The following is a 13,835-nucleotide window of genomic DNA, read 5'->3' as shown; positions in this document are numbered from 1 at the left end:
GCGTTTTCCCACATCCCGGCCATGATCCCGGATAACCGCGCGCGTCCGCGCATAATGGGCAGACCCCGGAACACAGCGGCGCGGGCGCCTGCCCGCGCTCTCCGGAGCCGCCCTCGCGGGCCGGCCCGGACCACCCGATGCTGCACGCACAGAAGGAGAAACAATGGCGTCCCCCTCTCCGTCGAAAGGCGGTCCCTCCGCAGGGCACATGATCGTGAAGACCCTGGAGGCGCACGGAGTCGAACGCGCGTACGTCGTTCCGGGAGAGTCGTACCTCGAGGTCCTCGACGGCCTCCACGACTCCAGCATCCAGACGATCGTCTGCCGCCACGAGGGCGGCGCGGCCTACATGGCCGAGGCCGACGGCAAGATGGGGCCCGTGCCCGGCGTGGCGATGGTGACGCGCGGCCCCGGCGCGGCCAATGCGCACGTGGGCCTCCACACCGCCTGGCAGGACTCCACCGCGATGGTCCTGTTCGTGGGCCTCATCCCCTTCGAGCACCGCGAGAAGGAGGCCTTCCAGGAGTTCGACCCCAAGGCCTGGTTCGACACCGGCGCCAAGCGCGTCATGGTCCTCGACCACCCCGAGCGGGCCTCCGAGGTCGTCGCCGAAGCGATGTTCGCGGCGAACTCCGGCCGTCCCGGCCCCGTCGTCGTGGGCCTGCCCGAGGACGTCATCCGCGAGGCCCACGAGGACCTCGTGCACCCGCAGATCCCCGTCGCGACGGGCGGCATGACGGTCGAGGACTGGAAGGCCCTGCACGCCGCGCTGCAGACCTCCGAGCGCCCGCTCTTCGTGTTCGGCGGGAACGACTGGACCCATGAGACGGCCGATGACTTCACCCGCTGGCTCGAAGCGCACAACCTGCCCGCGGCCGCCGAATGGCGCTGCGAGGGCACCGTGCCCTTCGGCTCGCCCTCGTATGTGGGCCCGCTGGGCTACGGCCGGCCCGCCTTCACGCAGACGCTGCTCGACGAGTCCGATCTCCTCGTCTTCGTCGGCACGGTGCCCGGCGATGTCATCACCGACGGCTTCACGGTGAGGCAGAACTGGGACAAGTCGAACTTCATCGTCGCGATCGACCCGGCCCTGCGCGGCCGCTCCGGTCCCGTCACCCATCAGATCGTCGCGAAGCCCGAGCCCTTCGTCCGCGACCTCACCCGCATGGACCTGCCGGTGCAGGACTCCTGGCGGCAGTGGACGAACCGGCTGCGGAGGGAGCAGGCCGAGTTCTCGCAGGCGCCCTCGGCCGAGCCCGGCGAGGGACCGGCCCGCATGTCCACGCTCATGGGCGGGCTCGTCGCCCGCCTCGACGACGATGCGATGGTGACCTTCGGCGCCGGTGAGCACACGAACTGGGCCCACCGCTACTTCCCCACCAACGGCTACGCCTCCATGCTCTCGGCGCGCAACGGCTCGATGGGGTATTCGATCCCGTCCGCCGTCGCCGCCTCCCTGCGCTACCCGGACCGCCAGGTCATCTCGATCGCCGGCGACGGCGAGTTCCTCATGAACGGCCAGGAACTCGCCACGGCGACCCAGTACGGCGCGCATCCGCTCGTCATCGTCATGGACAACCAGGAGTACGGCACCATCCGCACGCACCAGGAGCGGCACTACCCCGGCCGCGTCTCCGGCACCCAGATGGCGAATCCGGACTTCGCGCTCTTCGCCGAGGCGTTCGGCGGCGTGGGCGTCCGCGTCGACCGGGACGCGGACGTGCCCGCCGCCCTCGACACCGCCTTCGCCGCGGTGGACCGAGGGAAGTTCGCCCTCATCCACCTCGTCGTCGAGCAGCGGGTCAAGGCGTACTGATGGTGGGCGAAGCACAGGACGCACAGTCGGCGCGGACGCCGGGAGAGCAGCCGCTGAGCGGCTTCCCGCTGCGGGCCTTCGACAAGCTCCGCTATGCGGACACCGACCGGCAGGGGCACGTGAACAACGCGGTCTACGCGACGTTCTTCGAGACCGGCCGCGTGGAGCTCGCGGACCGTCTCCGGCAGGTCTCCGCGGATCCCGCGCGCGAGTTCGTGCTCGCACAGATCACGATCGAGTACCGCCGCGAGCTGCTGTGGCCCGGCGAGGTGCAGGTGGGCACGCGGGTGGCGCGCATCGGCACGAGCTCCATCGGGGTGGAGCAGCTCCTCGTGTGCGAGGGCCTCGTCCACGCGCGGGCGGAATCGGTCATGGTCCTCACCGACACCGGCACCCGCCGGTCCACTCCGCTGGACCCCGGCGCCCGCGCCACGCTGGAGACCCTCATGGGCCGGTGAGGGGCGGGGGCCGCGGACGCGCGGCCGGGCGGGAACGGAGTGTTCCAGCTCGGGAACGCCGTTCGCGGCCCCCGCGCGCGCCCCGCCGCTAGCGTGGAGCGCATGCTGACCAAGACCTTCGCCGAGGACCTCCCGCAGAGCGCCGACTGCGTCTTCGCCGCGCTCGAGGCCGTGGCCGGCGAGCACACCGTGACCGCACGGGATCCGGAGGCCCGCACCCTGGAGTTCCGCACCGCGCGCTCGCTCTTCAGCTGGGGGCACGTCGTCACCGCGCACGTCCGGATCCGGGGGCGGCAGTCCTCGCTGTGCCTCACCGTCTCCGGCGTGCCGGGCGCGCCCCAGGCGCTCCTCGACGGCAAGAAGAACCGATCGCTGGGCAGGAAGGTCCTCACCGCCCTGCACGCGGCGCTGTGAGCTCGGGCGCCGGGCCGGAGCTCGGCCCAGCAGGGCGGCTCAGCCCAGCAGGGCCGAGTCCCCGAACTCCGCGCCCTTGATCTTCGCGAACTCCGCCATGAGGTCCTCCTGCGTGAGCCCGGGCTTCTCCTCCGGTCCCGCCTCGTAGACGATGCGGCCCTCGTGCATCATCACGAGGCGGTTGCCCAGGCGCAGGGCCTGCTGCATGTTGTGCGTGACCATGAGGGTCGTGAGGCGGCCCCGGTCCACGATCCGCTCGGTGAGCGCAGTCACGAGCTCGGCGCGCTGCGGATCGAGGGCGGCGGTGTGCTCGTCGAGCAGGAGGATGCGCGGCTGCGTGAAACCGGCCATGAGCAGGGACAGCGCCTGGCGCTGACCGCCCGAGAGCAGGCCCACCTGCACGGTGAGACGGTCCTCCAGACCCAGTTCGAGCGTCGCGAGCTCCTCCCGGAAGCGCTCCCGCCTCGCCGCCGTGAGCCCGCGTCCGAGGCCGCGGTGCCGTCCGCGGCGCAGTGCGAGCGCGAGGTTCTGCTCGATCGTGAGGGTGGGTGCGGTGCCGGCCATGGGGTCCTGGAACACCCTGCCGATGTAGCGGGCCCGCCGGTGCTCGGACATCCGCGCCACATCCCGGCCGTCCACCCGGATCTCACCGGAGTCCGCGCGGTACCGGCCGGCCAGGGAGTTCAGCAGCGTGGACTTGCCTGCGCCGTTCGAGCCGATGACGGTGACGAAGTCGCCGGCCTCCAGGTGCAGGCTGAGATCGCGCAGCGCCCGGCGCTCGTTGACGGTGCCGGGGAAGAACGTGAGCGTCAGATGAGCGGCTGTGAGCATGTCACGCTCCCTTCGCATCGGAGGCGGGCGCTGCGGAGGCCGCGGCCGCGGCACCGGCCGGGGAGGCCGCGGACGGGGCCACGGCGGGCGGCTGCACGACGCGACCGCCCCGGCCCAGGCGCGGCAGACGGCGCAGCAGTCCCCAGCGGGGCAGGAGCAGGGCGAGCACCACGAGGATCGCGGTCATGGCCCGCACGTCCGTGGAGTCGAGGCCGGCGGCGAGCGCGGCGGCGATGATGAGGCGGTAGACGACCGCGCCCACGACGGCCGCGAGCACCGCCTGCCAGACGCGGCGACGGCCCAGCAGAGCCTGCCCGAGGATCACCGAGGCCAGGCCCACGAGGATGAGCCCGATGCCCATGCTGATGTCCGCGAAGCCCTGGTACTGCGCGACGAGCGCGCCGCAGGCGGCGACGAAGCCGTTGGACAGGGCCAGGGTGAGGATGGTGGTGAAGTCCGTGCTCACGCCCAGGCTGCGGACCATAGGGCCGTTGTCCCCCGTGGCCTGCACGGAGAGCCCGAGGTCGGTCGAGAGGAACCACACGACGGCCGCGCCCAGCAGCAGCACGCAGGCGGCGAGGACGGCCACGCTCGTCCAGGTGCCCAGGATGCCCGCCTCGCGCAGGGGCGTGAACAGGGTGTCCTGACGCAGCAGGGGGAGGTTCGCCTTGCCCATGATCCGCAGGTTCACCGACCACAGGGCGATCATCGTGAGGATGCCGGAGAGCAGCCCGTCGATCCCGCCCTTCGTGTGGAGCAGCCCGGTGATCACTCCGGCGAGCATCCCCGCGCCCGCGCCTGCGAGCGTCGCGAGAGCGGGGTCCTGGCCGGCGAGCACCATGGACGCGCCCACCCCGGCTCCGGTGGTGAAGCTGCCGTCCACCGTGAGGTCGGCGAAGTTCAGCACCCGGAACGTGAGGTACACGCCCAGGGCCATGACGCCGTAGATGACGCCCAGCTCGACTGCTCCGACCACGTTTTCAGCCGACCTTCTCGGCCTGTTCGAGGATCTCCGCGGGGATCTCGACGCCCTGCGCCTCGGCGGCGGTCTCGTTCACCACGTAGGTGAACTCGGTGGCGTTCTCCACGGGGGTCTCGGCGGGATCGGCGCCCTCCTCGAGGATCCGCAGCGCCATCTCGCCGGTCTGCCGGCCCAGCTCGTGGTAGTCGATGCCGAGCGTGGCCGCGGCCCCGCCCTCGACCGTGCCGGCCTCGGCGCCGATGACCGGGGTGCCCGAGGCCTCGGCCGCCTGGACGAGCGCACCGATCCCGGAGACCACCATGTTGTCCGTGGGGACGTAGATCGCGTCGACGTCCCCCAGCGCGGAGACGGCCTGGCCGATGTCGTTGGCGGTGGTGATCGTCTGCTCGACGATCTCGATGCCCTGCTCCCCGGCGGCCTCCTTCGCGGCGGCGACCTGCACCTCCGAGTTCACCTCGCCGGAGCTGTAGACGATGCCCACGCGCTCGGCCTCCGGCACGAGGGTGCCGAGCAGCTCGAACTGGTCCGGGATCGAGGCGAGGTCGCTCGTGCCCGTGAGGTTGCCGCCGGGCGCCTCGAGGGAGTCCACGAGCTCCGCGGCGACCGGATCCGTCACGGAGGTGAAGAGGACGGGGGTGTCCATGATCGCCTGCGCCGCGGCCTGGGCGGCCGGGGTCGCGATCGCGAGGACGAGGTCGTGGTCCGCCGTGGCGAAGGACTGCGCGATGGAGACCGCCGTGGACTGCTCGCCGTTGGCGTTCTGCAGATCGAACTCGATCGTCTCGCCCTCCGTGTACCCGGCCTCCGCGAACGCCTCCTGGAAGCCCTCGGCCGAGGCGTCGAGGGCGGGATGCTGGACCAGCTGGCTGATGCCGATGGAGTAGGACTCGCCGCCGTCTCCCGCGCCGTCGCCGCCGTCGGAACCGCAGGCGGAGAGGACGAGTGCGGTGGCGGCCGCGGCCGCGGAGAGTGCCGTCAGCCGGACGGGAATGGGGGTGCGCATGCGCGTGGGCTCCTCGCTGTCGTCTGTGGGGCAGCGGCCTCACCGGGCCGCGCTGCCAGCGACAGAGTATATGCGTCCTGCCTCACACAGGCGAACCGTCCTGAGATCCGGAACGTCCTCGGCCCTCCCCTCCGGTGCGGTCTAGCCCGCCGCGCCGAAGAGCCCCGCGAGCACACCGCCTGCGGCCCCGACGAGGACGACGAGCCAGGCCGGCCGCCTCCACGCGAACAGCAGGAGGAGGCAGACGAGGGCGAGGAGGCCGGAGACCGGCCCCGTGACGCCGGAGACGAGGACCGGATCCCACAGCGCAGCGGCCAGCAGGCCGACGACGGCGGCATTCGCTCCCGTGAGCGCCGCGCGCACCCCGGTGCTGGTGCGCAGCCGGTCCCAGAACGGGAGCGCGGCCAGGAGCAGGAGGAGTCCGGGCAGGAAGACGGCGACGAGTGCGAGGAGGGCCATGAGCCATGCCGCCGCGCCCTCGCCCATGTCGAAGCCGAGGTAGGCGGCGAAGGTGAAGAGCGGCCCCGGCACCGCCTGGGCCGCACCGTAGCCGGCGAGGAACTGCTCGCCGGTGACCGCCTCGGTGATCGCCGGCTCCGCGCGCAGCAGCGGCAGGACGACGTGGCCGCCGCCGAAGACGAGGGCGCCGGCCCGGAAGAACGCATCGGCGGTCTCCGCCCAGGCGTCCTGCGTGATCCGGGCGAGGAGCGGCAGCGCGAGCAGCAGCGCGCCGAACGCTCCCAGCGCAGCGAGCCCCGTCCGGGGTGTCAGCCGCGCGGCGAGCGGCTCCGCGTCCGCCGTGCGCGCGTCCCGGCACAGCAGGAGGCCCGCGACGAGACCGCCGGCCACCGCCGCGAGCTGCCCGAGGCCGCTCGGTGCCAGCAGCACGAGCACGGCGGCGGCGAGCCCGATCGCGAGCGTCGCAGGCCCCGTGGTCAGCGTGCGGGCCATTCCCCAGACCGCATGTGCGACGACGGCGACCGCCACCGCCTTGAGCCCCATGACCAGGCCCTCTCCCAGCGGTCCCCCGAGCGAGACCGCGCCGAGGGCGAAGAGCACGAGCAGGAGCGCCGAGGGCAGCGTGAACGCCGTCCAGGCCGCGAGCGCCCCGAGGCCCCCGCCCCGGATGAGGCCGAGCGCGAAGCCCACCTGGCTCGAGGCGGGACCGGGCAGGAACTGGCAGAGCGCGACGAGCTCCGCGTACTGCGCCTCGCTCACCCACCGCCTCCGGACGACCAGTTCCTCGCGGAAGTAGCCCAGGTGCGCGACGGGGCCGCCGAAGGAGGTGAGCCCCAGGCGCAGGAACGCACCGAACACCTCGGACGCGCGACCGCGGCGTGCCGGGCGCTCCGCGGCGCCGCGGGCGGTCACCGATTCACCAGTTCCTGTGCACACATGCGCTCATGGTGACACGGACGGCCCGCAGCATCGACGCCGCCCGGAGTCCGCTCGCAGCATTCATCCCCCATTCACGATCCGTCCTCCCAGAGTGTGCGGATCGAACGGCCTTAGCATGGGCGGCATGGGCTTCCTCATCCGCACTGTGATCAACGCTCTCGCGCTGGCCGCCGCCGTCTGGCTGCTGCCCGGCATGGACATCACCGGCAGCCAGGCGCTGGCGGAGTCGCTCGGGACGGGACCGGCGGCCGTGGTCGCCTACCTCGTCGTCGCGCTCGTCTTCGGCCTCGTGAATGCCCTCGTGAGGCCCCTCGTCGCGCTCGTCTCCGCCCCCATCACGTGCCTCACCCTGGGGCTGTTCTCCATCGTCGTGAACGCGCTCATGATCACGCTCACCGCCTGGCTGTCCGGCTTCACACCGTTCGTCCTCGAGGTCGAGAGCTTCTTCTGGACCGCTGTGCTCGCGGCGATCGTCATCGCGATCGTCTCCGCGGTCCTCGGCCTCGTCCTGCCGGACGGGGAGCGGGAGCGGGACTGACAGGAGGGCCCGGCCCGCCGCACGTGCTTGAATGGCGGCATGGACAGCGCCGCAGAGCAGACCGTCCGGGCCCGCCGGCATCCCGAGCCCCCGGCCGACCTCACCTTCCCGGCACGGCCGGGCGAGATCGGGGACTACCGCACGGATCTCGAACGGCTCCGCTTCTCCCCGTACTTCGGCCGGCTCTCCGCCGTGACCCAGGTGGTCCCGCAGTCGGGCGTGGGCCCGGTCATGCACAACCGCCTCACCCATTCGCTCAAGGTCAGCGCCGTCGCCCGCACGATCGCGGCGCACCTCGCCGCCCGTCAGGCCGCGCACCTCGACTTCGCCGCCGGGCGAGCTGCCGCCGATGACCCCGTGGGCGCCGCCCTCGTCCGCCTCGGCGGCTGCGACACCGTCGTCGCACAGGCAGCGGCGCATGCGCACGACCTCGGGCACCCGCCCTTCGGGCACCTCGGCGAACGGATCCTCGACCGCGTGGCCCGGCACCGGCTGGGACTGGCCGAGGGCTTCGAGGGCAATGCCCAGACCTTCCGCATCCTCACGCGGCTCGACACCCTCGGACGCGCGACCCCCGGGCTCAACCTCACCGCCGCCGTCCGCGCGAGCGTGCTCAAGTACCCGTGGACTCGCGCCGAGTGGAAGGGGATCGGCCTCGACGCGCAGCCGCTCGCCGAGCGGCCCCGCGGTGTGGGCGCCCAGCCGGCCGCCGGCGCGGAGAAGTTCTCCGCCTATGCCCTCGAGGCCGAGGAGATGGCCGAGGTCCGCGCCGCGCATACAGCGATCGGCACCGGCCGCCAGACCCTCGACTGCGCGATCATGGACCTCGCCGACGACATCGCCTATGCTGTCCACGATCTCGACGACTTCGTGCGCGCGGGCGTCCTCCAGCACGCCGCCGTCGCCGGTGAGCTCCATGCGTGGCTGGGCGAGCCCGGTGCGCTCTCCCGGGAGGAGCCCGGCGCGCTCGAGGCCCGCTGGCGCTCCCCCGGCGCCTCCCTCGAGCTGCTGTGGCGCAGGCTCGCGCACAAGGACCCGTGGGTCGCCGATCGGGAGGTCTTCGCCGAGGCCGTGGTCCGGGTGAGCGCGGAGCTCGCCGATGAGCTGCTCACCCGTCCCTACGACGGCGGGGTTGACAGCGAGCGCGCCGTCTCCGCATTCACCAACGGCTGGATCGACCGCCTGCGCTCGGCGATCGTCGTCGATCCGGACCCGCATGTGCGCAGCGGCCACATCCGCCTCGACCAGCGGGCCTGGCACGAGGTGGCGGTGCTGAAGTTCGTCCACGCGCGGTTCGTGCTCGACCTGCCGGAGCTCGCGCAGAGCCAGAGGGGCCAGGCGAGGGTGATCGAGGAGCTCGTGACGGCGTTCGAGTCCTGGCTGGGCGATCCCCACGACCGCAGCCGCGCGCCCCGGCGGCTGCTGGAATGGGTCGAGGAGAGCACCGAGGAGACCTTCGCTCTCGCGGCCAGGGCGCCCCGGCTGCTCACGGGAGACACCGACGAGCCCGGCCTGCGCAGGCAGGGCAGGGCGCGGGCGATCCTCGACTACGTCTCCTCGCTCACGGACCAGCAGGCGCTCACGACGCATGCCTCCCTCACCGGCCAGGTGCCGCTCACCGCGCGCTGAGCGCTGCCGCGCTCCCCGGCCTCAGCGCGCCAGGCCCGCGAGCAGGAGCGAGACGGTCATCGCGACGATGACGGTGTTGAAGGCGAAGGCGAGGAGCACATGCGTGCGCATGACGGTCCAGACCGTGCGCGTCCGCGGCGAGGCGTGGCCGCCGATCAGCGTCGAGACGAAGACGGACAGCGTCAGGTAGTCCCCGAAGCGGGGCTCGCCGGGCACGGGGAAGTCCATGCGCGCCCCCGCCGCGTGCAGCCGCAGATAGCGCAGCGCGAACGAGTACACCATGACCGCCCACGAACCGGCCGCCGCGCCGAAGCCCAGCAGCACGAGGCCCGGCTCCTCGCCCAGCCGGCCCGACTGCGCGATCGCGAGGACGAGTGCCGCGGACACGACCGAGGCCGCGAGCGTGACGTTCTCCGCGCTGTTCGAGCCGAGCAGCGAGTGCCACCAGTGCACGGGCGCGGCGTGCTGCTCGGCACCGAGGCGCCGGAGCGCCTCGGGCCTGAGACGCGAGTGCACGCGGTGCGTGAGGAAGCAGTAGAGGCCCGCGAACAGCACCCAGAACACGAGGAAGGCCGTCGGCGCGGCCGTCCGCAGCAGCAGCCGCGCCGTCTCCCGTCCCGGGCGCTCGCCCGCATCCGCCAGCGCAGCGCGGATCGCCTCGGCGGCGTCCGTGAAGCCGAGGAGCAGCAGCACTGCGGTGAGGACGAGCGCGGCACCGAGGGCCGCGGCCTGACGGAGGTGGTCTCCTGCCAGCATCGCTCAGGCGTCGTTCGGCTCGGTGCCGTCCGGCTCGACGCCGATCGCGTCCAGCAGCCAGGCGAACTCGAAGGCCGTGTCCCGCCACGCGCCGTAGCGCCCGGACACGCCGCCGTGCCCGGCCGACATCTCGGTCTTCAGCAGCACGTCCGCGCCGACCTCCCGCAGGCGCGCCGTCCACTTGGCCGGCTCCACGCACAGGACGCGGGTGTCGTGCAGCGAGGTGACCGCGAGGATGCGGGGATAGTCCTGCCGCGCGACGTTCTCATAGGGAGAGTACGCGCGGATGCGCGCATACGCCTCGGGGTCGTGGAGCGGGTCGCCCCATTCGTCCCATTCGACCACCGTCAGCGGCAGCTCGGGCATGAGGATGCTCGTGAGGGGATCCACGAAGGGCACGTCCGCGACGATGCCGGCGAACAGCTCCGGTGCCTGGTTCGCGACCGCACCCATGAGCAGGCCTCCCGCGGAGCCGCCCAGGGCGGCCAGCCGCGAGGGCTCCGTGAGGCCCGTGCCGATGAGGTGCCGGGCGACGGCTGCGAAGTCCGAGAACGTGTTCTGCTTGTGCTCGAGCCTGCCGGCCTCGTACCAGCCGCGGCCCATCTCGCCGCCGCCGCGCACGTGCGCGACCGCCCAGACCGCTCCCCGGTCGAGCAGGCTGAGCCGCGCCACCGAGAAGTGCGGGTCCATGCTCGCCTCATAGGCGCCGTAGCCGTAGAGCACGGTGGGCGCAGGCCCCTCCCCCGCCCGCGCACCGGGCTTCCACACGAGGCTCACGGGAATGCGCGCGCCGTCGGCCGCGGACGCCCAGTCCAGCCGCTGGGCGTACGCGGACAGGTCCACGCCGCCGCGCACCTCCTGCCGCCTGCGCAGCCGGGCCTCGCCGCCGGGCACCTCGACGTCCACGATGCTGTGCGGCTCCACGAAGCTCTCGTGGCTGATGCGGACATGGGGCTGCTCCCATGCGAGGTTCCTGCCCAGTGCCGTCGTGCCCAGTGCCGCAGTCTCATCTGCCCCCTGCCCCGTGAGCTCCCGCAGGCCCTCGGCGCCGGCCTCGCGCACCGTGCCCCAGCCGCCGCTCGCCTCGGAGGCACGCGCCCCGGAGTCACGCGCCAGCACCGCCACGCGTGCGAACCCGCCGAGCCGGCAGCTCACCGCGAGGAAGCCCGCGAAGGCGTCGACGCCCTCGATCCGCGCCCCGCCCGAGGCCGGGTCCCGCCACAGCTCCTCGGCGACGGAGGTCCCGGGCGCGGTGGGGTCGGACAGCGGCACCTCGGTGATCGAGAAGTCCCTGCGATCGCGGTTGTGGGTGATGAGGAGGCGGTCCCCGCCGGGCGCTGCAGAGCGCCCGTCCCGCCAGTGCTCGACGGCGTACTCGACGCCGCTCACCCGCGGCCACACCTGACGCGGTGCGGTCCCCGCGGAACCGGCGGGCTCCTCGCGCAGGTCGAGGGTCCACCACTCGCTCGTGTTCTTCGACTGCGAGGAGATGAGCAGCAGGTCTCCCGAGCGGGACAGGTCGAAGCCCAGCCAGAAGCTCTCGTCGTCCTCCTCGAGCAGCAGCTCGTCCTCGGCCGGAGCCGTGCCGATGCGGTGCCGCCACAGGCGGTGCGGGCGCCATGCCTCATCGGCGGTCGTGTAGTAGACCCACTCCCCGCGCGGATCGATCTCCGCGCCGGCGAACGTCCGTTCGATCTCCTCCGGCAGGTCCTCACCCGTTGCGAGATCGCGGATGCGGAGGGTGAACAGCTCATCGCCCGTCGTGTCCGCCGCCCATGCGAGGTACCGCCCGTCGGCGGAGAAGGAGAGCGCGCCGAGGGAGAAGAAACCGGCGCCGGCGGCCTCGGCGTTGCAGTCGAGCAGAACCTGCTCGTCCTCGCCTGCCGCCTCCGGGTCGATCTCCGGGGGCGTCCAGTCGCCGGGGGAGGCCGACACCCGGACATGGATGCGGTAGTCGAGGCCCTCCGCGCTGCGCGAGAACAGCCACCAGTCGCCGAGGCGGGCGGGAACGGTCATGTCCGTGAGCCGGGTGCGCGCGACGATCTCGGAGAAGATCGCCTCCCGCAGCGGTTCCAGACGGCGGGTGCGCGCCTCCGTGAAGGCGTTCTCCGCCTCGAGGTGCGCACGGACCTCCGGGGAGTCCGTGTCCCGCATCCACTCGTAGTCGTCGATGAAGGTGTGCCCGTGGTGGGTGCGGGTGACCGGCCTGCGGGCGGCGACGGGAGGGACGGGTGCGGAGGCGGCAGAGCTCATCCCCTCAGCCTAGCCCGGCGGCTCAGCCCTGCCGTCCGCTCACCACGGCCGCCCCCTCCTCGCGCAGCTCGACCTTGCGGATCTTGCCTGAGACCGTCATGGGGAAGGCCTGGCGCACCTCGACGTAGCGCGGGATCTTGTGGTGGGCGAGCCTGCCCGCGGCGAACGTCCGCACCTCGTCGGCGGTGAGGGTCTCGTATCCCTCGCGCAGGATGACCCAGGCCAGCAGCTCCTCGCCGTACCTGTCATCCGGTACGCCCACCACCTGCACGTCCCGGATCGCGGGGTGGGTGTAGAGGAACTCCTCGATCTCGCGCGGATAGAGGTTCTCCCCGCCCCGGATCACCATGTCCTTGATGCGGCCGGAGACATCGAGGTAGCCGCTGTCGTCCATGATCCCGAGATCGCCGGTGTGCATCCAGCCGGCCTCGTCGATCGCCTCGGCCGTCTTCTCCGGCTCCTCCCAGTACCCGCGCATCACCGAGTATCCGCGCGTGCACACCTCGCCCTTGACCCCGCGCGGCACCGCCTGGCCCGTGACCGGGTCCGCGACCTTGACCTCGACATGCGGCATGACCCTGCCCACGGTCTCCGTGCGGCGTGCGAGCGTGTCGTCGGTGCGCGTCATGGTCGAGACCGGCGAGGTCTCGGTCATGCCGTAGCAGATCGCGACCTCGGACATGTGCATCTCGTCGATGACCCTCCGCATCACCTCGACGGGACAGGGCGATCCGGCCATGACGCCGGTGCGCAGCGAGGAGAGGTCGTAGTCGGCGAAGTCCGGCAGGGAGAGCTCGGCGATGAACATGGTCGGCACCCCGTACAGCGAGGTCGCGCGCTCGGCCTCGACGGCGGCGAGCGCAGCAGCCGGGTCGAAGCTCGCCGAGGGGATGACGGCGCGGGCGCCGTGGGAGACGATCGCGAGCGTGCCGATGACCATCCCGAAGCAGTGGAAGTAGGGCACGGGGAGCACCACCGCATCCTCGGCGGTGTAGCCGAGCATCCCCCCGATGAAGTACCCGTTGTTGAGCAGGTTGTGGTGGGTGAGCGTGACGCCCTTGGGGAAGCCCGTGGTGCCCGAGGTGTACTGCAGGTTGATCGGATCGTCGCAGCTGAGGCCGTCGGAGATCTGCCGCAGGCGCACGTCCCACCGGGCGTGCGGGTCCGCGAGCAGCTCGCGGCCCCGCTCCCGGAGCTGCGCGAAGGACTCCCCCGGCCCCAGCCGCGCACCGGCGTCCGCGCCCAGCGGGCCGGGCACCGTGTCGAGGAAGACGAGCTCGGGTCGCTGCGGGGTCTGAGCCGCGGCCTCCCGCGCCAGCGCGACGAAGTCCGAGTGCGGCGGCGCCGCGATCTGGCTGATGAGCATCCGGGCCCCGGACTGGCCGAGCACATAGGCGAGCTCATGCGTGCGGTAGGCGGGGTTGATGTTCACGAGGATCGCGCCCAGTCGCGCGCAGGCGTACTGGACGACGGTCCACTCCGGCACGTTCTGCGCCCACAGGCCCACCCGGTCACCCGCGGCGATGCCGCGCTCGGCGAGGGCCGCGGCGGCCTCGTCCGCCTCCGCGGCCAGCTCCGCGTAGGTCCATCTGCGCCCTGAGGCCCGGTCGACGAGGGCGGTCCGCTCGCCGTGCGCGGCGACGGCTCCGTCGAGCGACTGGGCGAGGGTCTCGCCCAGCAGGGGCACGGCCGAGGCGCCCGAGGCGTAGGACAGCTGGCTGGTGGTCACGTCTCTGTGCTCCTTCCGGCGGCCGTGG

At 72.6% G+C, this 13,835-nt stretch carries 12 protein-coding genes; 5 read left to right on the top strand and 7 right to left on the bottom strand.

Features of this window, described 5'->3' with window-relative positions; all coding sequences use genetic code 11:
* The first annotated feature begins 163 nt into the window (after positions 1 to 163).
* From K318_RS0107470 to K318_RS0107460, 3 genes are all read left to right on the top strand, one after another.
* The gene (locus tag K318_RS0107470; protein ID WP_029089030.1) at positions 164 to 1,816 is read left to right on the top strand and encodes a thiamine pyrophosphate-dependent enzyme; all 1,653 of its coding nucleotides are present in this window, start codon (positions 164 to 166) and stop codon (positions 1,814 to 1,816) included.
* Entirely contained in the window at positions 1,816 to 2,274 is a 459-nt protein-coding gene (locus K318_RS0107465) for an acyl-CoA thioesterase (protein WP_051297683.1), read from the top strand. Before K318_RS0107470 ends, K318_RS0107465 begins: the two co-directional genes overlap by 1 nt.
* Before the next feature lie 102 nt (positions 2,275 to 2,376).
* A complete protein-coding gene (locus K318_RS0107460; protein ID WP_029089028.1) occupies positions 2,377 to 2,688 on the top strand; it encodes a hypothetical protein in 312 nt (103 codons plus the stop codon).
* 39 nt (positions 2,689 to 2,727) lie between these two features.
* Here K318_RS0107460 and K318_RS0107455 read toward each other — a convergent pair whose 3' ends face one another.
* The 4 genes from K318_RS0107455 to chrA all read right to left on the bottom strand — a co-directional run bounded on the left by K318_RS0107455 (position 2,728) and on the right by chrA (position 6,875).
* Positions 2,728 to 3,519, bottom strand: a complete 792-nt coding sequence (locus K318_RS0107455) for an ABC transporter ATP-binding protein (RefSeq protein ID WP_029089027.1) — start codon at positions 3,517 to 3,519, stop codon at positions 2,728 to 2,730.
* A gap of 1 nt (position 3,520) precedes the next feature.
* Entirely contained in the window at positions 3,521 to 4,495 is a 975-nt protein-coding gene (locus K318_RS0107450) for an ABC transporter permease (RefSeq protein WP_029089026.1), read from the bottom strand.
* Positions 4,496 to 4,499: 4 nt separating this feature from the next.
* On the bottom strand, positions 4,500 to 5,504 hold the full coding sequence (locus K318_RS0107445; protein ID WP_035281113.1) for an ABC transporter substrate-binding protein: 1,005 nt from the start codon (positions 5,502 to 5,504) through the stop codon (positions 4,500 to 4,502).
* A 141-nt stretch (positions 5,505 to 5,645) separates the two neighbouring features.
* A complete protein-coding gene (gene chrA / locus K318_RS0107440; protein ID WP_029089024.1) occupies positions 5,646 to 6,875 on the bottom strand; it encodes a chromate efflux transporter in 1,230 nt (409 codons plus the stop codon).
* Positions 6,876 to 7,026: 151 nt separating this feature from the next.
* Here chrA and K318_RS0107435 point away from each other — a divergent pair, with 151 nt between their 5' ends.
* Both K318_RS0107435 and K318_RS20170 read left to right on the top strand, forming a co-directional pair.
* Complete coding sequence (locus K318_RS0107435) at positions 7,027 to 7,440, top strand: phage holin family protein (RefSeq protein WP_029089023.1); 414 nt, start codon at positions 7,027 to 7,029, stop codon at positions 7,438 to 7,440.
* 39 nt (positions 7,441 to 7,479) lie between these two features.
* Positions 7,480 to 9,069 carry a deoxyguanosinetriphosphate triphosphohydrolase family protein gene (locus K318_RS20170; RefSeq protein ID WP_084499851.1) on the top strand — a complete coding sequence of 530 codons (1,590 nt, stop codon included), beginning with the start codon at positions 7,480 to 7,482 and terminating at the stop codon, positions 9,067 to 9,069.
* 21 nt (positions 9,070 to 9,090) lie between these two features.
* Here K318_RS20170 and K318_RS23600 read toward each other — a convergent pair whose 3' ends face one another.
* From K318_RS23600 to K318_RS0107415, 3 genes are read right to left on the bottom strand one after another with little or no spacing between them, the layout of a single operon-like run.
* Entirely contained in the window at positions 9,091 to 9,825 is a 735-nt protein-coding gene (locus K318_RS23600) for a DUF1345 domain-containing protein (protein ID WP_051297682.1), read from the bottom strand.
* Positions 9,826 to 9,828: 3 nt separating this feature from the next.
* A complete protein-coding gene (locus K318_RS0107420) occupies positions 9,829 to 12,078 on the bottom strand; it encodes a S9 family peptidase (protein WP_029089022.1) in 2,250 nt (749 codons plus the stop codon).
* 22 nt (positions 12,079 to 12,100) lie between these two features.
* Entirely contained in the window at positions 12,101 to 13,807 is a 1,707-nt protein-coding gene (locus K318_RS0107415) for an AMP-binding protein (RefSeq protein WP_029089021.1), read from the bottom strand.
* Positions 13,808 to 13,835 lie beyond the last annotated feature (28 nt).

Source organism: Brevibacterium album DSM 18261, from assembly GCF_000426445.1.
GTDB lineage: Bacteria > Actinomycetota > Actinomycetes > Actinomycetales > Brevibacteriaceae > Brevibacterium > Brevibacterium album.
This window is presented reverse-complemented; position numbering and strand designations above follow the sequence as displayed.

Coding starts and splice junctions, on each gene's coding strand:
- K318_RS0107455 (WP_029089027.1), bottom strand. CDS start 3,519: ATGCTCACAGCCGCTCATCTGACGCTCACGTTCTTCCCCGGCACCGTC.
- K318_RS0107470 (WP_029089030.1), top strand. CDS start 164: ATGGCGTCCCCCTCTCCGTCGAAAGGCGGTCCCTCCGCAGGGCACATG.
- K318_RS0107460 (WP_029089028.1), top strand. CDS start 2,377: ATGCTGACCAAGACCTTCGCCGAGGACCTCCCGCAGAGCGCCGACTGC.
- K318_RS0107465 (WP_051297683.1), top strand. CDS start 1,816: ATGGTGGGCGAAGCACAGGACGCACAGTCGGCGCGGACGCCGGGAGAG.
- K318_RS0107445 (WP_035281113.1), bottom strand. CDS start 5,504: ATGCGCACCCCCATTCCCGTCCGGCTGACGGCACTCTCCGCGGCCGCG.
- K318_RS23600 (WP_051297682.1), bottom strand. CDS start 9,825: ATGCTGGCAGGAGACCACCTCCGTCAGGCCGCGGCCCTCGGTGCCGCG.
- K318_RS0107435 (WP_029089023.1), top strand. CDS start 7,027: ATGGGCTTCCTCATCCGCACTGTGATCAACGCTCTCGCGCTGGCCGCC.
- K318_RS0107420 (WP_029089022.1), bottom strand. CDS start 12,078: ATGAGCTCTGCCGCCTCCGCACCCGTCCCTCCCGTCGCCGCCCGCAGG.
- K318_RS20170 (WP_084499851.1), top strand. CDS start 7,480: ATGGACAGCGCCGCAGAGCAGACCGTCCGGGCCCGCCGGCATCCCGAG.